Source organism: Streptomyces sp. NPDC033221 (assembly GCF_055577005.1).
Window position 1 is genome coordinate 1 of sequence record NZ_JBVIQN010000028.1, and the last position, 19,411, is coordinate 19,411.

Annotated in this window: 18 protein-coding genes and 1 pseudogene; 13 read left to right on the top strand and 6 right to left on the bottom strand. The window is 72.1% G+C overall.

Annotation, left to right across the window (positions count from 1 at the left end; all coding sequences use genetic code 11):
* Window positions 1–205 precede the first annotated feature (205 nt).
* Both ACZ53K_RS29860 and ACZ53K_RS29865 read right to left on the bottom strand, forming a co-directional pair.
* Window positions 206–862: a TetR family transcriptional regulator gene (locus ACZ53K_RS29860; RefSeq protein WP_468842475.1), complete on the bottom strand. Its 657-nt coding sequence runs from the start codon at window positions 860–862 to the stop codon at window positions 206–208.
* A 79-nt stretch (window positions 863–941) separates the two neighbouring features.
* On the bottom strand, window positions 942–1,268 hold the full coding sequence (locus tag ACZ53K_RS29865; RefSeq protein ID WP_468842477.1) for a hypothetical protein: 327 nt from the start codon (window positions 1,266–1,268) through the stop codon (window positions 942–944).
* A gap of 467 nt (window positions 1,269–1,735) precedes the next feature.
* On the opposite strand from ACZ53K_RS29865, the gene ACZ53K_RS29870 reads away from it, so the two are divergent.
* On the top strand, window positions 1,736–2,599 hold the full coding sequence (locus ACZ53K_RS29870) for a helix-turn-helix domain-containing protein (RefSeq protein WP_468842480.1): 864 nt from the start codon (window positions 1,736–1,738) through the stop codon (window positions 2,597–2,599).
* Between the two features lie 233 nt (window positions 2,600–2,832).
* Window positions 2,833–3,897 carry a PhlD gene (locus ACZ53K_RS29875; RefSeq protein ID WP_468842483.1) on the top strand — a complete coding sequence of 355 codons (1,065 nt, stop codon included), beginning with the start codon at window positions 2,833–2,835 and terminating at the stop codon, window positions 3,895–3,897.
* Between the two features lie 153 nt (window positions 3,898–4,050).
* On the opposite strand, the gene cynR is transcribed toward ACZ53K_RS29875, so the two are convergent.
* Window positions 4,051–4,950: a transcriptional regulator CynR gene (cynR, locus tag ACZ53K_RS29880; RefSeq protein WP_468842485.1), complete on the bottom strand. Its 900-nt coding sequence runs from the start codon at window positions 4,948–4,950 to the stop codon at window positions 4,051–4,053.
* 165 nt (window positions 4,951–5,115) lie between these two features.
* On the opposite strand from cynR, the gene ACZ53K_RS29885 reads away from it, so the two are divergent.
* Both ACZ53K_RS29885 and cynS read left to right on the top strand, forming a co-directional pair.
* Window positions 5,116–5,739, top strand: a complete 624-nt coding sequence (locus ACZ53K_RS29885; protein WP_468842488.1) for a carbonic anhydrase — start codon at window positions 5,116–5,118, stop codon at window positions 5,737–5,739.
* A 76-nt stretch (window positions 5,740–5,815) separates the two neighbouring features.
* On the top strand, window positions 5,816–6,286 hold the full coding sequence (cynS, locus tag ACZ53K_RS29890) for a cyanase (protein ID WP_468842490.1): 471 nt from the start codon (window positions 5,816–5,818) through the stop codon (window positions 6,284–6,286).
* Between the two features lie 212 nt (window positions 6,287–6,498).
* Here cynS and ACZ53K_RS29895 read toward each other — a convergent pair whose 3' ends face one another.
* Window positions 6,499–6,828, bottom strand: a complete 330-nt coding sequence (locus ACZ53K_RS29895; RefSeq protein ID WP_468842493.1) for a putative quinol monooxygenase — start codon at window positions 6,826–6,828, stop codon at window positions 6,499–6,501.
* Window positions 6,829–7,088: 260 nt separating this feature from the next.
* Here ACZ53K_RS29895 and ACZ53K_RS29900 point away from each other — a divergent pair, with 260 nt between their 5' ends.
* Entirely contained in the window at window positions 7,089–8,234 is a 1,146-nt protein-coding gene (locus ACZ53K_RS29900) for an alpha/beta hydrolase family protein (RefSeq protein ID WP_468842496.1), read from the top strand.
* Window positions 8,235–8,303: 69 nt separating this feature from the next.
* Here ACZ53K_RS29900 and ACZ53K_RS29905 read toward each other — a convergent pair whose 3' ends face one another.
* Complete coding sequence (locus ACZ53K_RS29905) at window positions 8,304–9,344, bottom strand: Lrp/AsnC family transcriptional regulator (protein WP_468842498.1); 1,041 nt, start codon at window positions 9,342–9,344, stop codon at window positions 8,304–8,306.
* Between the two features lie 166 nt (window positions 9,345–9,510).
* On the opposite strand from ACZ53K_RS29905, the gene ACZ53K_RS29910 reads away from it, so the two are divergent.
* On the top strand, window positions 9,511–10,227 hold the full coding sequence (locus ACZ53K_RS29910; protein WP_468842501.1) for an SDR family NAD(P)-dependent oxidoreductase: 717 nt from the start codon (window positions 9,511–9,513) through the stop codon (window positions 10,225–10,227).
* 221 nt (window positions 10,228–10,448) lie between these two features.
* Window positions 10,449–10,820, top strand: a pseudogene (locus ACZ53K_RS29915) (amidohydrolase family protein); the annotation flags it as partial.
* Window positions 10,821–11,144: 324 nt separating this feature from the next.
* Here the strand turns inward: ACZ53K_RS29915 and ACZ53K_RS29920 are convergent.
* On the bottom strand, window positions 11,145–12,668 hold the full coding sequence (locus ACZ53K_RS29920; protein ID WP_468842504.1) for an alpha/beta hydrolase: 1,524 nt from the start codon (window positions 12,666–12,668) through the stop codon (window positions 11,145–11,147).
* Between the two features lie 187 nt (window positions 12,669–12,855).
* Here ACZ53K_RS29920 and ACZ53K_RS29925 point away from each other — a divergent pair, with 187 nt between their 5' ends.
* Genes ACZ53K_RS29925 through ACZ53K_RS29950 form a run of 6 tightly spaced genes read left to right on the top strand, consistent with a single transcriptional unit; the run spans window position 12,856 to window position 19,392 of the window.
* Window positions 12,856–14,115, top strand: a complete 1,260-nt coding sequence (locus tag ACZ53K_RS29925; RefSeq protein ID WP_468842507.1) for an ATP-grasp domain-containing protein — start codon at window positions 12,856–12,858, stop codon at window positions 14,113–14,115.
* Complete coding sequence (locus tag ACZ53K_RS29930) at window positions 14,112–14,999, top strand: Rossmann-like domain-containing protein (protein ID WP_468842510.1); 888 nt, start codon at window positions 14,112–14,114, stop codon at window positions 14,997–14,999. Before ACZ53K_RS29925 ends, ACZ53K_RS29930 begins: the two co-directional genes overlap by 4 nt.
* On the top strand, window positions 14,996–16,105 hold the full coding sequence (locus ACZ53K_RS29935; RefSeq protein WP_468842512.1) for a PLP-dependent cysteine synthase family protein: 1,110 nt from the start codon (window positions 14,996–14,998) through the stop codon (window positions 16,103–16,105). Before ACZ53K_RS29930 ends, ACZ53K_RS29935 begins: the two co-directional genes overlap by 4 nt.
* Window positions 16,102–17,286, top strand: a complete 1,185-nt coding sequence (locus tag ACZ53K_RS29940) for a dipeptide epimerase (protein ID WP_468842515.1) — start codon at window positions 16,102–16,104, stop codon at window positions 17,284–17,286. Before ACZ53K_RS29935 ends, ACZ53K_RS29940 begins: the two co-directional genes overlap by 4 nt.
* The gene (locus ACZ53K_RS29945; protein WP_468842517.1) at window positions 17,270–18,523 is read left to right on the top strand and encodes an MFS transporter; all 1,254 of its coding nucleotides are present in this window, start codon (window positions 17,270–17,272) and stop codon (window positions 18,521–18,523) included. The genes ACZ53K_RS29940 and ACZ53K_RS29945 overlap by 17 nt, the downstream gene beginning before the upstream one ends.
* Window positions 18,520–19,392, top strand: a complete 873-nt coding sequence (locus ACZ53K_RS29950; RefSeq protein ID WP_468842520.1) for a class I SAM-dependent DNA methyltransferase — start codon at window positions 18,520–18,522, stop codon at window positions 19,390–19,392. Before ACZ53K_RS29945 ends, ACZ53K_RS29950 begins: the two co-directional genes overlap by 4 nt.
* The last annotated feature ends 19 nt before the right edge of the window (window positions 19,393–19,411 follow it).

Below are 19,411 nucleotides of genomic sequence, written 5' to 3' on the forward strand. Positions count from 1 at the left end.
CAGCGCCGATGGTACTGCAGGGGGGACCCTGTGGGAGAGTAGGACGCCGCCGAACAATTTTTCCGCTCCGGTCCCTGAACCTCTGGTTCAGGGACTGGAGCTTTTTTGCGTTGCGTCCGGACGGCAGGACATCCCGCGCCGTACACGGCAGATGTACACGACAAAGGCCCTGCCGGGCGCACGCCGGCAGGGCCTTTTCGCGTCTTCAGGCCGGGACGAGAACCCGGTCCGATGCAGTGCCGAGGGAAATACGTTCGCGGAGAAGCAGGCCGCGCTCGGGGGAGTAGTCCAGCCGCGCCAGGACGGCGGGTGTCGCCACACCGGGCAGGGTGTAGGTGAAGAAGTTGTTCATCTGCGTCTTCACGGCACGGTCGTCGGCCGACGTGAGGCTCTCGCCACCGACCCAGTTCGTCATGAACAGCGAGACGACCGCCGCCAGCTCCACCCGGGGCAGCAACTCGCCGCCCTGCTCGGCCCGCATGAGCGGACAGGAGACCACGGCCTTCCAGGAGTCCCAGGGCGACGCCCAGGTCCGCGTGGGCCGGTCCAGGGCGGCCAGCTGGAGCGCCGCCTTCACCTGCGGGTCCGCTTGCACGCGGTGGGTGAGCAGCAGGCCCAGGTCGATCCATTCCTGCAGGGCCGGCGCACCGGGGTCGTGCTCGACGCCCTCGGTCAGGTCGACTGCGAGGATGCCCTCGGCCAGCCCCGCTTTGGAGGAGAAGTGGTGGTACAACGCGCCGGGTGTCGAATGCGCGCGTGCCGCGATCTCGGTGATGGAAGCCCGGTTGTATCCCCGTTCGTTGAAAACCTCGCTGGCGGTCGCCAACAACCGTGCTCGCGTTTTCAGTGCGCGTTCCTGCATCTGTGCCTTCTGCTTCTCAGGCCCCTGGTGAAGGAGCAGCCTGTGGTTCTTGGCCGAGCCGGTGTTCTGCCGGTGTACTTCAGCGAATGAGGCGCACGGCGGCCCGCATCCGGTGTGTGGACGGCAGGGTGTGGCTGCCGTCGTCGCCGGGGGCGGTGAGCGGCGCATTGCCGTGTTTGCCGGAGACGAAAAAGTAGGGGTGCCCGGCGGTCCTGAGAGATTTCGGTACACGACGGGAATGGCCCGTGGGGCGCTCGACGGGCGCCTGGAACCGCGCGCTGAAAGGTGCGTTGCGGCGGCCGGGAACTTGGCCGAGTCGGGGCGACTTGGACGGGGCCGGCCGCGCCGCGGGATGCGCGCCGCAGCCATAAACGATCTTGATGGCGTTCGGTGGTACGGCAGTCATGACGATCCCTGGGGGCAGGCGATTTTGCCGTGTTTTGTTGGTGAATTCTCCATGCGATCCCCCTGAACACCTGGCTCTCGCAAAGCCGTCGCCGCGGGCAGTTCCGCCGTACTTCCTTCCGGGCGGGCCCGGTTACCGAAGAGCCGGCGCCCACCGGACATGTCCGCGGGCCCGCGACGGCACCGGTGCGGGCCAGTACGCTGATCGGCCGCGGCGGGCACCGTCCCGGGCGGGATCACCTGCCGCGAGCCGTCCCGAGGAGGGGAGAGCAATGGCAGACGGACCCCGCGCGTTCCCGGCGTCGTGGTGTGCCGACTTCACGAGGCCCTCCTTCCGCACACAGACCGGACGGCCTGTTTCCTGCCCATCTCTCATCCTGAGATCAGGTCGTTGAGTAATCAAGGGCCACGTCTGGCTGGGAGTTTCCGTCCGGTCGCGTGCCGCTCCACAGGAAGACTTGAACGCACATGCTTCCCACCTACCGGCCGACCCAAGCGCAACTGGAGGCGTTCAGGCTGCTCTGCCGCGCCAAAAGGAGTGTGCTGAAGCCCGAGGACGTCGGCCTGCCGAAGCGTGCCGCCCAACGCGGCCCCACCGTACCCGGTCTGACCCAGCCGGAGGTGGACACCCTGATGAACCGCGGCTTCAACACGTACGCCCGATATGAGCAGGGCCGGCGGATTCCTTCTCCGGCGTACCTTCTCGAACTGGCCGTGGCGCTGCGGTTCAAGGAGAGCGAATACCGCCAGGCACACATGGACCTGTACGGAACGACACCCGCGCCGCTGGACCCCGAGGCCGGACTCGACGTACCGGCGGACTACAGGATAAAGGTCGAGGGGCAGAACGCCATCTCCTACCTGAACGACCACCGGTGGAATCTGCGGTACTACAACGAGGCCTTCCGGAAGATGCTCCCGTCAGGTGAGGTTCCGGCGAACATGGCCGAATGGTTCCTTTTCAGTGCGGAGGCCCGCGAAGTCCTGGTCGGCTACTTCGAATTCTGGGCCCCCAAACTGGTACCGCAGTTCCGGGCGTCCGTATCGGCCTCGCCCCAGGACCGACATCTGCTGCGGCTGCGCGACCGTCTGCTGCGCGACGAGCGGCTGTCCGCCATCTACAACCAGGGCGACAACGCCTACATTCATCCGGACGGTGACCGGCGGCCGATGAATCACGGGACGCGCGGCCTGGGCTGGGCCGTGATGCTGTCCGCCCGCCCCGAAGGCTCCCCGCTCTTCCGGGAAATGACGATCATTTTTCATCCGGACCCGACTGTGGCGATACACACGGCGCAAGGCGCGGGAAATCCGACGAGAATGGGCGCATGACCGTCCGCAACGCCTCCTTCGAGCCGAGTGCCGCAGCCGGCGTCGCGGAACGGCACGACGTGCCGGCATACCCACCCGATGGCAAGGGCGTTCCCAGGTGGGCGACACCATGCTGAGCGACTTATACGCCGCGGGCCCGGCACGGTGCCGCTGTCATCTGATGATCATGGGCCCGGTCCGTGGTCATGCGCGGACCGGTGCCACCCCCTACGCGCGTTTCCAGGAGACACCCAGTGGCGTACGTCAACCGACCGGGCATAGCCGAGGCCCCCCACGTCATTCGCAACGAACCGATCGTGGAGGACATCGCCACCTGGGCCAAGTGGGACGAAGCCGACGGCCCGCAGGTCCGGGAGAAGAAGTACAAGGCGGCGAAGGCGGTCGCCGCCCGCATCGCCGGAAGGACCGGCGTCACCTACCGGCGTTTCACGGAGCCCCTGGCCGACGTGGCCCGTACGGTCTCGATGCGTGAACGCAACGACATCGCCGTGGCCGCCGTCAGGGACCTCGCCGTCACCGCCGCGGACCGGGCACTCGGGACCGCGGGGATCACGCCCGCCGACGTCACGGGCATCATCTCGTTCAACGCCACCGGGGACCGTACCCCCGGCCCGGACGCCGCGGTCATCTCCGCCCTGGGACTCGACCCGAACATCGTCCGCATCCCGATGACACAGCTCGCCTGTGCCGGCGGCGCCCACGCCCTCGGCCTCGCCGCGCACTTCCTCCGGCCGGGCGACAGGTTCCTCGTCGTCGGCGCGGAGAAACTCAGCACCTCGTACCAGCGCAGCGACAACACCAACATCGAGCACACGGCCTACAAGCTGCTCTTCGGCGACGCCGGGGCCGCCGCCGTCGTGAGCGACGAGAAGCTGGCCGACCCCGGCATGGTCATCGAGGAGACCTGGCAGCACCTGGAGCCCGGCTCACTCACCGCCTATGCCACCCGGCACGAACCCGACGGCCTGCACTTCGACAGCACCAAGGAAGCCCTCGACGCGGTCGCGGCCGTCCTGCCGCACCTGCCGTGGCCCGGCGAGGAAGCCGAGTTCGCCGTGGTGCATCCCGGCTCCCGGAGGATCCTCGAACTCGTCGAGGAGGAAGGCGGCGTCTCACCCGAGGCGGCCCGCCACTCGCACGAAGCCCTGGCCAACGGCGGTAATACCGGCGGCCCGACCGTCCTGCGCATCCTGGACCGCCTCCACGACGACCCGCCCGCCCCCGGCGCCCGCGGCATGATGCTCGGCTTCGGCCCCGGCTTCTGCGCCGCCGCCTCCCGGCTCCGCTGGGCCGGCTGACATCCCGTTACGGCGTGAACGCGTCCGAGGGCCCGGACTCCGGGCCCCTCGGACGTCGCGCGGCACCCGCAGGCGGCCGCGGGGGCTGCGGTCGCCGTGAGCCCTGATGCGAGGCCGACCCCGTCGCCGAACGGCTGTCCGTCGCCGGCGGAGTCAGCCCCGCCCCTCCCCTCGCCCCCACTCCCGTGCCAGCCCCGCGAAGGCGGCGGACGCAGCGCTGCGGTAGGCCGTTTCGCGGTGCAGGAGGGTCACCGTGCGGGCGGGGAGCGCGGGGGAGAGGGCGATGGGGTGGAGGTCGGGCTGCTCGCGGGTGATGGCGTCGGGCAGGACGGTGGCCAGCGGAGTGCGCCGGATCAGTTCGGTGATGGTGGTGATGGAGTTGGCCTCCACCGCGATGTGCGGCCGCACGCCGTGCGCGCCGAAGTGCGTGTCGATGTGCAGGCGGGTGGCGAAGTCTGCGCTGAGCAGCGCCAGTTGGTGGTCGCGCAGGGAGCGGATCGGCAGCGCCGCGGTCCGTCCGGCGTACGGGTGGGTGGGGCCGACGACCAGGCTGAGGGTTTCGGTGAACAGCGCGGTGCCGGTGATGCCCGGCAGGTGCGGACCGCTGAACGCGATGCCGAGGTCCAGCTCGTCGGCCAGCAGCGCCGACTCCATCAGCTCCTGCGGCATCTCGCGCAGGGTCAGTGAGATGCCGGGGTGCCGGGAGTGGAACTCCCCGGCCAGCGGGCCGACGAGGTATGCGGTGAAGGTCGGCGTCGTGGCCAGGCGCAGCGTTCCGCGCGACAGGTCCCGTACGTCCAGTACGGCGCGCTCGGCCGCCTCCAGGTCCCGTAGCGCACTGCGGGCGTAGTGGGCGTATGCCGCGCCGGCGTCGGTCAGCCGCACGGTCCGGCCCGTACGGTCCAGCAGCTGCACCTTCAGCGTCCGCTCCAGCTGTCTGACCTGCTGGGAGAGGGTGGGCTGGGAGACGTGCAGGGCCTCGGCCGCTCGGGTGAAATTGGCGTGCTCGGCCACCGCGAGCAGATAGCGGAGGTGGCGCAGTTCCAGGGCCATACCGGCCACTGTAAGCGGTTATAGGTGCCATCGATAGCTGCCATGAGTTGTACGTCTTGGACGCTATAGCGGCAGGTCACGCATGGTGGAGTCATCGGCCTCACGGCTGACCCCAGCAAGGCCGGTGTTCCCAGCAAGGCCGGTGTCCCTCAGCAAGGAGTGGCTGTGCACCCCCACCTCACCGACGGCGTCCGGCGCTTCCGGCACGACGTCCACCCCGCCAGGGCGGCTCTCTTCGAGCGGCTCGCCACCACCCACCGGCCGGGCGCGCTGTTCATCGGCTGCTCCGACGCCAGGGTCGTACCGGAACTGCTCACCCAGTCCGAGCCCGGCGAACTGTTCGTCATCCGTACGGCCGGGAACCTCGTCCCGGTGTACGGGCCGGAGCCCGACGCGGTGTCGTCCAGCATCGAGTACGCGCTCGCCGTGCTCGGCGTCGGCGACGTGATCGTGTGCGGCCACTCCGGATGTGGCGCGATGACGGCGCTGGCCACCGGTGAGGACCTGACCGAGCTGCCGGCCCTCGACGGCTGGCTGCACACGGCCGGGCCCGCCGGCCCCCGCGCTCCGGACCCGGTTCCGGCGGGCGGTGGCGGGACCGAGGCCGCCGTCACGGCACTCGTCCACGACAACGTCGCCGTTCAGCTCGTCCATCTCGCCACCCACCCGTCCGTGGCCCGCGCCCTCGCGCAGGACACGGTGACGCTGCACGGCTGGACCCATGACATCCGCACCGGAGCCGTCGACGTCCTCGACCCGCGCAGCGGAACGTTCACCCCGCTCTCCTGAGTCCCGTCCTCCCGGACGCCGCCCATGAGAGCCCCTCGGGCGCAGCCCGCCGCCCCGCCACCGAAAGGACCCTTGGATGCCCCACGCCCAGCTCGACCCGCAGGCCCGCCGGGATCTGGCCCTCGCCATCGTCGAGGCCACGATCCGCAAGGATCTCACCTGGCAGGAACTGGCCGACGCCACCGGCCTGTCCGTCGCCTTCGTGACCGCCGCCCTCCTCGGCCAGCACGCCCTGCCCGCCGACGCCGCCCGGGCCGTGGCCGAACGCCTGGACCTCGACGAGGCGGCGGAACGGCTGCTGCAGACGATCCCGCTGCGCGGCAGCATCCCGGACGGCATCCCCACCGACCCGACCCTCTACCGCTTCCACGAGATGCTCCAGGTCTACGGCACGACCCTCAAGGCCCTGATCCACGAGAAGTTCGGCGACGGCATCATCAGCGCCGTCAACTTCCGCCTGGACATACAGAAGGTCGACGACCCCGAGGGCGGTTCCCGGGCGGTGATCACCCTGGACGGCAAGTACCTTCCGGCGACACCGTTCTGATCCCACTCGCCGGTCTCCCGGCAGGCTCGGCTCAGCGCGCGGGACGGGTAACAGTACGGGTAAACCTTCGTACTGCCCCGCGAGCACCCAGTTGGTCGGCATGGTGTGCCGGAACCCGCAGAACCCCGCCCGTCGGCCGCGCGACCCGGGAAGATCGCGCGGCCGACGGGCGGGGTAGGGCGCCGGGCGCCGGCGTGCTGTGCCCCGGAGGATCAGGCCTCGCGCGGCGTCAGCTCGCCCATGGGGCCCCAGCCGTCGGCGTCGATCTCGCTGCTGATGATCTGCGGGGTGGTGGCGATGGCGCCGGCCATCGACTCCAGGCCCGCCTTGAAGTGCGCGGAGTTCACGTGCTTGTCGCCCGCCTCCCGGTCGGCGAAGCCCTCGACCAGTACGAACTGGCGCGGGTCGTCGACGCTGACCGACCACTCGAAGAACAGGTTGCCGGGCTCCTGCCGGGTGGCCTGCGTGAAGTCGTCCACCAGCGACAGCCACGAGTCCTGGTACTCGGGCCGGACGGTGAACTTGACGACGATGAAGATCATGCTGGCTCCTGCGCTGGTACGGACCGGCTGCGGCTGCGCGGCCGGGCGGGCTGCCGCCCGTGTCGTCCCCCATGGTGGGCGTCCCCGGCCGCCCGCCGAAGAAGGATCGCCGCGCATTCCGGCCCTCCCGGAAAATCCGCTGCCCAGGGGGCGGGAGCGGCGACGGGGAGCGGCCGGTGCGGTGGAAAACGCGGTGCGTTCCGGCGGACGGGCGTGCTGGGATGGTCCGCCTGCGGAATCGACGGGGAGGCGGCAGAGGTATGGCGCGGCTCAGTGACATCGCCCGGGAAGCCGACGGTACGGCGTCGGCACGGCGCACCGTACCTCCTCTGGAGCTGCCCCCGCCCACCGGCCGTCACGCGGTGGGCGTGCGCACCGCCCACCTCGTCGATGACGGACGCGCGGACCCGTTCCGGCCCGGCCGGGCCCGCGAGCTGATGGCGCAGCTGTGGTACCCGGCTCGTGTAGAGGCCGGTCGGGCACCGGGGCGGTACGTCTCCGACGCGATGTCGCCCCTGGTGGTCGACGCGTGGGAGGAGGAGCCCGGCTGCTCCGGACTGCCGCCCGACACGGCGGCCGGAATCCTCGTACACGGCACGGCGGACGCGCCGCCCGCTCCGGACGCGCGCGGCTGCCCGCTGGTCCTGCTCTCGCCCGGCCACACCCGGCACCGCGCGGACCTGACCGCACTCGGGGAGGATCTGGCGAGCCGCGGATTCCTGGTGGCCGCTCTGGATCACCCCGCGGACGCACTGGGCGTGGAGTTCCCGGACGGCCGGATCGTGCCGTACCGGGAACCGGACGGCCTCGCGGACGGCGACACCGGCGATCTCTCCGGCCGCTATCTGAACGTACGGGCATCCGATCTGAGCTTCGCCCGCGCCCGGCTGACGGCCCCCGGATTCTGGTGGCACGCCCTGCTCGACCCGTCGCGGACCGGTGTCGCGGGCCACTCGCTGGGCGGCGCGGCGGCGGCCGAGGCCATGCGGCTCGACCCCGGGTTCACGGCCGGGGTGAATCTCGACGGCATCCCGTACGGCGATGTCCTCCGCACCGGCCTGGAGCGACCGTTCCTGCTGTGCCAGTTCACCCCGGACGACCCGGAGTTCCGGGAGGAGACACAGGCGCTCGGCCGCCTGTGGAACGTGCTGCGCGGGCCGCGGCATCATCTGCTGGTCGACGGCGGCGGGCACGGGTCGGCCACCGACCTGGACGCGCTGGCCGGTCCGCTCGGCTACCGGGAGTTCACCGACGCGGAGGACTACGCCTTCGCGCTCGGCACCCTGCCCGGCGGCCGGGGGACCGAGATCACCCGGATGTGTGTGGGCGGCTTCTTCGAGGAGCAACTGCTGGGCGCTCAGGGCTTCATGGAGGCGCTGCCGCCCGAGGTCACGGTGGTGGGGTGAGGGGAGTGGCAGCGCCGATCGGGTCGGCTGCCCGGTACGGACATGCAGGGGGCCTGCCGTGCGGCACGCTCACGTACGCCGTGTCTCGACGAGACGATCGCCGGACAGCAGTGTGCCGGCCTGCTTGACGTGCTGCAGCACAGGTGAGACCTCCATGCTCTGCAGGCCGTCCAGGGACCCGATGCGGTCCGTCGTGAACTGGAACAGTTCGTCGAAGTCGCGGCAGTGCGCGACGGCGTGGAGGTTGTAGGGCCCGGACACGGCCGCGGCGAAGGCGATCTCGGGTTCCTGTGCGAGTGTGCGTCCGGCGCTCTTCACTGCTGACGGATGCACGCGCAGCCAGAGGTTCGCGCGAGCGTGATAGCCCAGCGCGGCTGCCGCGATCTCGACGTCGATGTGGACGACGCGCCGGTCGAGCAGGGCGTGCAGGCGGCGGGACACCCGTCCTGGGGTGGAGTCCGCCGCTGCGGCGAGGTCGACGAGGCTGGCGCGACCGTCCGCGGCGAGAGAGCCCAGGATCTTCTCGTCCTCCGCAGTGAGGAGCACCGGCTCCCGGGCGACGACCGGGGTTTCGGTGAAAGGCGAACCCGCGCTGCCCAGCATGGCTTCCTGCTCCGCGGACAGGACGCCTTGCAGGGCGGCCCAGTAGTGGCCGCGGCCTCCCATGAACTGCCGGAGCATGGCGAAGGCGTTGATGTCGAGCACGGCCGCGGTGCGCGGAAGCCGTTGTCCGAGCAGGTCTTCGCGCTGCTCACGCGTGCGTGACTGGGTCGCGCAGGTGATTTCGCAGCCGGCCGCGCTCACGGCGACCCAGTTGACATCGTCGCGTTTGGCGAGCGCGTCGGCGATCGCCGAGACGCTGCCAGGGCGGCAGCGCAGCCGTACCAGCCACCTGCTCTGGCCCAGCGCGCCGGGATTCACCATGCCCGCGACGCGGACGACGCCGTCGGCGCGCAGGCGTCGGTAGCGGCGGTTGACGGCGCCTTCGGTGAGGCCGAGCGCGGCAGCCATCGAGGCGAACGACGCTCGCGGAGCGATCTGCAGTGCGCGAATGATCCGCACATCATCGGGCGGCAAGACGCCGGATTCGCGCACGGGCACTCCCTCCATGAGGGCAATCCTACAGAACGGCCGCTTCGATTCGCTCCGGAAACAGCGCGGCGAACAGACTCGCAAAGCACCGCTGAAGAGCCACGGCAGCACGCTGACCGCGGTCTCGCGGTGCACGTCCTCGCGGTGCACGAAGCGCGCCGCGAAAGAACGGAGAGGACGCCGTATGCCGTCGACCGGCACAGACCAGCACACACCGACCGCACTCGTCATCGGGGCCTCGCGGGGCCTCGGCCACGCGATGGCGACCGAACTCTTCGACCGGGGGTGGAACGTCATCGGTACGGTCCGCGACACCGCTTCCCGAACGCCCCTGCACGATCTCGCGGACCGTTCCGGCGGGCGCGTGGGCGTCGAACCCCTCGACATCAACGAGCCGGGCCACCTGCCGCCCCTGCACGAACGCCTCGCGCACCGCCGGCTCGACCTGCTCTTCGTCAACGCCGGCACCACCAACAACGAGCAGACCCCGATCGGCGCGGTACCGGAGCCGGACTTCGTCCAGGTGATGATCACCAATGCCCTCGGTCCCCTGCGCGTCATCGAAGCGCTCGAAGACCTCGTTTCCCCCACCGGACTGATCGGCGCGATGTCGTCCGGGCAAGGCAGCATCACGAACAACACGACCGCCGGCCGCGAGGTCTACCGCGGAAGCAAAGCGGCCCTGAACATGTTCATGCGCAGCTACGCGGCCCGGCAGGCCGGAACGCGGCGCGCCTTCGTCCTCCTGGCCCCGGGCTGGATCCGCACCGCCCTGGGCGGGCCGGACGCCCCGTTCACCGTCGAGGGAAGCGTCCCGCTGCTGGTGGACGTCCTGCTGTCCCGACTGGGCACACCCGGTCTGGCGTATCTGGACCGTACGGGTCAGACCGTGCCCTGGTGAACCGGCCGATCGCCACGCGAGGCGGTCCGACTGACGGAATCGCCCCGGCCGGGCCCGGCCACGCGTCACCGGATGTCACGTGCGATGGCCGCCCACGCACGCCACCGACAAGGAAGGCGACCATGCCGCTCATCGCGATCGAAGAACACTGGAGCATGCCGGAGGTGACATCCGCGCTGCGCGCTGTGCCGCACAGCGACGAAGGCCTCGCCTTCCACGCGATGGGCGACAACCGGCAGCGTTTGGAAGACCTGGCGGCCGGCCGGATCGCGGCCATGGACGCGCAAGGCATCGACCTGTCCGTCCTCGCCCTCACCCCGCCGGGAACCCAGCCGCTGTCGCCCGAGAAGGCCCTGGGGCTGAGCCGCGCCGCGAACGACGCGGCCGCCGCGGCCGTCTCCCGCAATCCGGCCCGCTTGCGGTCGTTTTCCACCCTGCCCATGTCTTCGCCGAAGGACGTCGCGGGCGAGCTCGAACGGGCCGCGGGCCTGGGGCATGTGGGCGCCATGGTCCATGGCCGGGCGGGAGACCTGTTCCTGGACGATCTCGTCTACGACGACTTCTTCTCGGCCGCGTCGGAACTCGGCCAGCCGGTGTTCATCCACCCCCGGCTGCCGTCGGACGCGGACTACGTCCGGTCGAATGTCCACATCACCGCATCCGGGATGTTCAACCCGGTCCTTCTGCGGCATGCCCGGTCCGTCACCTCCGCCGACCGGCTGATCTTCTCGACCGATCACCCCTTCCAGCGGCCGGTGAAGGAGGAGATCGACTCCTTCCTGGACCACTTCTCCGCGGACGCGGAACGTGAACGGTACGCATGGGCCAATGCGGCCTCGCTGTTCGCGCTTGATTCTTGGCTTTTCGGACTTGACCTGTGGTCTTTCGGACTTGATCTGTGCCCTTCGGCCGGGGGCTCACGGTCGCGGCGACGGCTCGGGCAGGCCCGGGCCGTCGCAGTGCACGTTCCCGGCCGGGACGGTGCCGCCGACGAGGTACGCGGACACCGCGGAGTCCACACAGTGGTTGCCGCGGCTGGCGAAGACGCCGTGTGAGTAATCGTGGTGCAGGGTGACCAGCCGGGAGCCGGGGAGCGTACGGCCGAGGGCCCGCGCCCCGGCGATCGGCGTCACGGGGTCGTGCTCGGAGGCCACCAGCAGCGCCGGGGGTGCCACGGGACTGCCGAGGCGGGTGCGTTCGGTGGGACGGGTGTGCCAGTACGCGCAGCCCGCCGCCTCCAGTCCGGTCAGGACGGGCTGTGGGTCCTGGCGCCGCAGCCCCCGGATGTCGGCGAGGACCCGGCCCGGCGTGGGCCCCGGGCCGTCGGCGCACTTCACGACGCGGTTGGCGGCCTCGTAGGTGCGGGAGGCGGGGCCGTCGAAGGGCTCGGCGGGGTGGAGCCGGTCGACCGTGCCCTTGTCCAGGTAGGCGCGGAGCCCGTCGCCCAGGGCGGTCCAGCGTTCGGTGCGGCCGAGGGCGCGGTAGACGGCGCGGTCGAAGGCGGCCGCGCCGAAACCGGCGACCGGGTGCGCCGCCAGACCGTCACGTATGCGCTGGTAGGCGGCGCGGACCTCGCGCGCGGTGGCGCCGAGCCGGAAACGGGAGTCGTGCCGCGCCAGCCAGCCGAAGAGCACGTCCCGCTGGCGCAGCAGGGCGCGGGCCTGCCGTACGTCGAAGGTGTGCCAGTCCTCCGGTCCGACCACGCTGTCCAGCACCAACTTGTCGACCCGGTGCGGGAATTGCGCGGCGTACGCGGCGCCTAGGCAGGTGCCGTACGAGACGCCGAGGTAGCTGATGCGCCGCTCGCCGAGCGCGACGCGTACGGCGTCCATGTCGCGGGCGGTCTCGCCGGTGGACAGGTGGGGGAGGGCGGCGCCCGTCCCCGCTGCGCAGTCGGCGGCGAGCCGTCGCTGGGAGTCGAGGTAGGCGCGCTCGCCGGGGCGGTCGTGCGGTACGGGGTCGAGTGCCGCGGAGCCCGTCCCCGGGCTGTCGAAGAGTCCGCCCATCCGGCCGCAGTCGGCGGGCGCGCTGTGGGCGGTTCCGCGCGGGTCGAAGCCGATGACGTCGTAGGCACGGCGTACGGCTTCCGGGAGTTTGGCGCGCTTGGTGACGGCGTACGGGAGGCCGGAGCCGCCCGGGCCGCCGGGGTTGACCAGCAGGACGCCGCGCCGTTCCGCGGGGGGTCCCGAAGCGCGGACGCGAGAGACGGCTATCCGAAGGTGCTCGCCGTCCGGGCGGGTGTGGTCGAGCGGCACGCTCACCGTGCCGCACTCGACGCGGTCCGGTGCGGGCGGCGCGGGGACCGAGGCCGGGCAGGCGCCGAAGCTCAGGGGCGGGGTGGAGGTGCCGGCGCGAGGTTCGGCGGCCGTGGCGGTGGCGAGCGGTACGGCGCTGGTCAGGAGCGCGCAGAGCAGGGCGGTGCGCCGTAGGGCGGGAGGCATGGGGGGCTCGATTCAGGGGTGGGCGGCGGGCGCGGGCGGGCGTCGCGGGCGGCGAAAAGACCGGCCCACGAGGTGACAATGAAAATCATTACGGTTAGCATCGCGTTCGGTCAACACCGCACCGCGACACCCGGGGGCCTCCCCGCGGCGTGCCCGGAAGCGAAACCGCCTGCGCAGAAGGAGAGTTGTGGCGCATCTGCTGATGGTCGAGAGCTGGGTCGGGTCGATGGGCAGACTGCTGCCCCGGGCCCTCCGCGAGGCCGGACACGACTTCACCTTCCTCACCCGCGACCTGCACCACTACCTGCGGGCCGCCCCCGAGGGCACCGCCCACCCGCTGCTGGCGGCCCGCAACGTGATCACCGCCGACACCAACGACACCGACGCCCTGCTGCCGTACGTCGAACGCCTGCACGCGGCGACCGGCTTCGACGGCGTCCTCAGCTCGTGCGACTACTACCTGCCCGCCGTGGCACGCATCGCCGCGCACCTCGGCCTGCCGGGTCCCGCGCCGGAGGCCGTGGAAGCCGCCTGCCGCAAGGACGCCACCCGGCGCGACCTGGAGGCGGCCGGGGTGCCGGGCCCCCGGTTCGCCGTCTGCGCCGACTGGGCGCGGACCGCCGAGGCGGCGCGCGAGATCGGCTTCCCGCTCGTCCTCAAGCCGGTGGACCTGTGCGCCGGGATGTATGTGCAGCGCGTCGACGACGAGGCGGAGCTGGCCCGTGCGCACCGCGCGCTCGCCGGATTCCCGGTCAACGCGCGCGGGCAGCTGCGGGCCCCGGTGGTCCTGCTCGAAGAGTTGCTGGACGGGCCCGAGGTCAGCGTCGAGACCGTGTCGTACGGCGGGACGGTGCACGTGGTCGGGGTGACCGACAAGAGCGTGGGCGGCGCCCCGGCGTTCGTCGAGACGGGGCACATGTTCCCCGCCGCGCTGTCCGCCGCCGACGCCGGAGCGGCGGTGGACACCGCGCGCGCCGCGCTCAAGGCGCTCGGCCTGGACCAGGTCGTCGCGCACACCGAGATCAAGCTCACCGCGGACGGGCCGCGCGTCGTCGAGGTCAACCCGCGTCCGGCGGGCAACCGCATCACCGAACTGGTCCGGCACGTCGCCGGCATCGACCTGGCCGCCGCCTTCGTCGAGGTGGCGCTCGGCCGCGAACCGGACCTCGCGCCGCACGAGACCGGGCTGCGCAGCGCCGCCATCGGCTTCCTCGTACCCGAGCGCACCGGCGTGCTGGAGGAGATTTCCGGCACCGACGGGCTCGACGCGCGGCCCGGTGTGCTGGAGGTGCAGCTCGCCGCGCCCGGCAAGGCCGTCAGGGAGACGGGCAGCAACAACGGGTATCTGGGGCATGTCATGGCCGGTGACGGCGAAGGGCCGGGCGCGCGGGCGCGCGTCGAGGAACTGCTGGCCGGACTGTGTCCGCGGGTGGTGGACGAGCGATGAGCCCGCTGGGACAGGGGACCGTGGCCAGTCGCGCCGTGCGGCCCGCGGCGGCCGGACTCCCCGACCTCGTACGCCGCGTACGCGCAGGTGAGCTGGGGCCCGACCCCCGTACGCAGAAGATCGCGGTGGCCTTCACCACCAGCCAGGCCGTGCGCCACGAAGGGCGCAGCGGCGGCTACCGCAACGAAGTGCTCAGCCTGCGCCTGGGCAGTGCGGTGGGCTCCTGCGCCGTCGAACCCGGCGCACTGCCCGCCGCCGCGATCGACGAGTGCGTGGGCGCCGACGTCGCGACGCTGCTCGGCCACCCGCTGGCGCCGGTACGGATCGCCGCCCTGGACGCGTACCTGATGCACGCCCTCCCGCACACGCCCGCGAACGGCGCGCAGCCGTGGGAGCTGCCCGCCGGTGACTCGCTCGCCAAGTCCCGGGCCCGCGCCCGGGGCGTCGCCGGGCTGCTCGCCGTCGCGCCCGGCCGTACCGTCCTGGTCGTCGGCGTCGTCAACTCGCTGCTGGAGGCGCTGCGCGCCCGCGGCCTGGTCTGCGTACCGTGCGACCTCAAGGGCGGCCGGACCGAGTGGGACGAGGAGATCCGTACCGACGCGCTCGCCGAACTGGACGGCTGCGACGCGGTGCTGGCATCCGGCATGACGCTGGGCAACGGGACCTTCGAGCCGCTGCGCGCCCACTGCGAGCAGCACGGCAAGCCGCTGGTGATGTTCGCCCAGACCGGCAGCGCCGTGCTGCCCCGTCTGCTGGGCGCCGGAGTGAGCGCCGTGTGCGCCGAACCGTATCCGTTCTTCTGGCTCGACGGCGGGCGCGGCGTCGTCCACCGCTACACCGGCGACGACGATTACGCGCTGCTGGAACAAGGAGGCGCCCGATGACCGCCGCCGTCCTGGGCGCGCCCGCCGCCAACCGGGAACTCCTCGCCCTCGTGGGCCGTACGCCGCTGGCCCGGATCACCGGCGACCTGCCCTGCCCGCACCCCGGCTTCTGGGCCAAACTGGAAGGGCTCGGCGCGGGCGGCATGAAGGCGCGCGCCGCCGTCTCCATGCTGCTCGGCGCCCGCGAACGGGGCGAACTGCGGCCCGGCGCGCCGGTCGTGGAGTCCACCTCCGGCACCCTCGGCGTCGGCCTGGCCTTCGCCGGGCAGGCGCTCGGCCACGACGTGATCCTGGTCTGCGACAGCGAACTGGAACCGTCCATGCGGCAGCTGCTGCGGGCGTACGGCGCCCGGCTGGAGATCGTCGACCGGCCCGCGCCGGAAGGCGGCTGGCAGGCCGCCCGGCTCGCCCGGCTGCGCGAACTGCGCGCCCTGCTCCCGCACGCGTACTGGCCCGACCAGTACAACAACCCCGACAACGCGGCTGGTTACGCCTCCCTCGCCGCCGAAATCGCCGCCGACCTGGACCACCTCGACGTCCTGGTGTGCAGCGTCGGCACCGGCGGCCACAGCGCCGGGATCATCGGACCGCTGCGCCGCCACTGGCCCGCGCTGCGCCTGATCGGCGTGGACGCCACCGGCTCCACCATCTTCGGACAGCCCGCCCGGCCCCGCCTGATGCGCGGCCTCGGCAGCAGCATCCACCCGCGCAACGTCGCCTACGGGGCCTTCGACGAGGTGCACTGGGTGGGGCCCGCCGAAGCCGCCGACGCCTGCCGGCGGCTGGCCCGGGGCAGCTTCGTCAGCGGCGGCTGGAGCACCGGCGCCGTCGCCCTGGTCTCCGCCTGGGCGGCCCGGGTGCACCCCGGCGCCGTCGTCGCCACCGTCTTCCCCGACGGCTTGCACCGCTACCTCGGCACCGTCTACGACGAGGACTTCGCCGCCGCCCACGGCCTGGCCGGGCAGCCCGTAGCCACCCGCCCGGTGGAGATCCCGCACCCCACGGCCGCCGAAGCCACCGGCTGGGCACGCTGCACCACCGTCGTGGACCCGAAGGCCGCGGCCGCCGTGCCGATGGCACCGGCCGACCGGGAGGGTGCTGCATGAACGTCACTCTGCGCGTCGTACGCCTCCGGCTCGCCGAGCCGCTGCGGATCTCCCGGTCGGTGATGACCGAGCGGAACGCCGTCTGGATCACCGTGGAACACCGCGGGCTGCGCGGCCACGGCGAGGCCGTCACCAGCGTGTATTACGGCCTCGACACCGACACCCTGCGCCGGCTGCTGGCCGGTGCCGGAGCGGAACTCGGCCGCTTCGCCGCCCCGGAGAGCGCCCTCGCCGCCCTGCGGGACGGCGAGCTGCCCACACCCGGCACCCCGCCCGCCGTCACCGCCGCCGTCGAATCGGCACTGCTCGACCTGGTGGGCAAGCGGGCCGGACAGCCGGTCCACCACCTGCTCGGCACCACGGAACGGCCGGTCGCCGCCACCGCCCGCACCATCGGCATCGTCTCCGCCGAGCGGGCCCGGACACAGGCCCGCTGCCTGGCCGAGAGCGGCTTCAGCGTCATCAAGATCAAGGCCGGTACGGCGGACCCCGCGGACGACCTCGCCCGCGTACGGGCCGTACGGGACGCCGCCCCCTCGGCGTCACTGCTGCTCGACCCCAACGGCGCCTGGACACCGGAGCTCGCCGCACAACTGCTGCCGCGTTTCGCCGCACTCGGCGTCGAGGCCGTCGAACAGCCCACCGTCCCGGGCGACCCCGAAGCGCTCGCCCGGCTCGCCGAACGCTCCCCGCTGCCGGTCATCGCCGACGAGGACGCCGTCGATCTCGCCGACGCCGAACGGCTGGCCGGACGGGTGCAGGGCATCAACGTCAAGCTCGCCAAATGCGGCGGTGTGTACGCGGCGCTGCGCATTGAGGAACTGCTCGCGGGCAGCGGCACCCGGCTGATGCTCGGCTGCCTCACCGCCGGCACCCTCGGCATCGCCCCCGCCGTCCACCTCGCCGACCGCGCCCGCTGGACCGACCTCGACGGGCACCTGCTCCTCGCACACGACCCGTGGACCGGCATCGGCGGCACCGACGGGACCGTACGGGCCGGAACGGGCGCCGGGCTGGGCGTACGGCCGGTGCAGCCGCGCGCGGAACCGGCCGCGCCCGGGCAGAACTCCGCCCCTGCGCCGCGCACCGGCCGGACCGCGGCCACCGCATCCCCGACCGCACAGCCCGCAGTACAGCTCGCAGCTCAGAAGGAAAGGCACCACCGTGAAGACGTGGAGTGAGATGCGGGCCTTCCCGCTCGCCATCCGGCTCCTGCTGGTCAACCAGCTCGGCGTGAACATCGGCTTTTACCTGCTCATCCCGTACCTCGCCACCCACCTCGGCGAGGACCTGGGGATGTCGGCCGCCGTCGTCGGCATCGTGCTGGGCGTACGCAACCTCAGCCAGCAGGGCCTGTTCATCCTCGGCGGCTCGGCCGCCGACCGGCTCGGGGCACGCGGAGTGATCATCGCGGGCTGCGCGCTGCGTACCGTCGGCTTCGCGCTGTTCGCGCTGGGCGACGGACTGCCCGTGCTGCTCGCCGCCTCCATACTGAGCGGGCTCGCCGGGGCCCTGTTCAACCCGGCCGTGCGCGCCTACCTGGCGGCGGAGGCCGGCGACCGCAAGGCCGAGGCGTTCGCCCTGTTCAACATCTTCGCGATGACCGGCGCCCTGGTCGGGCCGCTGATCGGCAGCGCCCTGCTGCTCGTCGACTTCCGGGCCTCCGCCCTCACCGCCGCCGCGATCTTCGCCCTGCTCACCGTCGCCCAGGCCGCGGTACTGCCCGCCCGCGAGGTGCCCGCCGCCAAGGGCAGCGTGCTCGGCGACTGGCGCGAGGTCCTCGCCAACCGGGCCTTCCTGGCCTTCTCCCTCGCCATGGTCGGCATGTTCACCATGGAGAACCAGCTCTACCTGCTGCTCCCGGACGGCGCCCGCAGGGCCACCGGCTGGGACGGCGCCGCGGGCATCGTCTTCCTCGTCGGTACGCTGGCCAACCTCACCCTCCAGATGCGCATCACCCGCTCCCTCAAGGAACGCGGTACCCGGGCGCGTTGGGTCGCCATCGGGCTGGCGCTGATGGGCGTGGCGTTCGCCCCGCCGATGGCCGTCGCCGGGATGTCCGGTGCGGGCGGCGGTGCGGGCGGCGCGGCGCTCGCGCTCGTACCCGTGCTCGCCGGGGCGCTGCTCCTGTACGTCGGCGTCATGATCGCCCAGCCGTTCGTCATGGAGCTGATACCGGAATTCGGCCGCGCCGAACTGACCGGCACCTACTTCGGGATCTTCTACGTCGTCTCCGGCATCGCCGCCGCCGTCGGCAACACCGTCGTCGGCTGGGCCATGGACGCCGGCGGGCACGGCGGCGCCGCATGGCTGCCCTGGGCATGCTGCCTCGCCTTCGGCCTCCTGTCGGCAGCCGGCGTCGGCTGGCTGCACCGGCTGCGGGCCCTGCCCGTACAGGCCGTGGCGGTGGCGGCGTGAGCGAGAACGGCATAGCGCGCAACCTGCTGACCGACAACCCCGCGCTGTACGAAGCGCGGTTCCCCGACCCCGAGCGGCTCGCCGCCCGCTGGACCGAGGACGTACTGCGCGCGCACGGCGCCGGGCCGCGCGTCCTGGACATCGGCTGCGGCACCGGCCGGGACGCCGCCCACCTGCACGCCGCGGGCCGCAGGGTCGTCGGCGCCGACCTGTCGGACACGATGCTGGCGTATGCCCGCACCCACCACCCCGGACCCCGCTACGAATGCGCCGACCTGCGCCGCTTCCACCTCACGGACCTCGGACAGCAGCCGTTCGACGCCGTCGTCTGCCTGGACAGCGCGCTGCTGTACTGCCACACCAACGACGAACTCGACGGCTTCCTGGGCTCCTGCCGCCGCGTCCTGACGCCCGGCGGACTGCTGGTCGCCGAGATGCGCAACGGCGCGTTCTTCCTCGGCCGTACCGAACTGCTGGACGCACCGGCCATCCGCGGTTTCGCGTGGCAAGGCACCGTCTACCGGTCCGTCACCACGCTCACCGTGGACCGGCCGGCCCAGCTGCTGCGCCGACGACGGGTGTGGAGTACCGAAGACGGCACACCACCGGTCGAACAGCACTCCGCCTGGCGACTGCTGTTCCCCCAGGAACTGCGGTACGTGCTCGCCGCGCACGGCTTCACGGTGCTGGAAATGCACGACGGGCCGGGGCCGCGGACGGAACCGGCCTGGGGGGCGGGGGCGATGGGGGCTTCTGGTGCGTCTGGGACGGCCGGGGTATCTGGGGCGTCCGGACCGTCTGGGCCGTGTTCCGGTGAATCCGCCGACGGGGACCGGCTGCACGTCGTGGCCCGGCTGGGCGACACCTGAACGGCTTCGACTTCCGTTC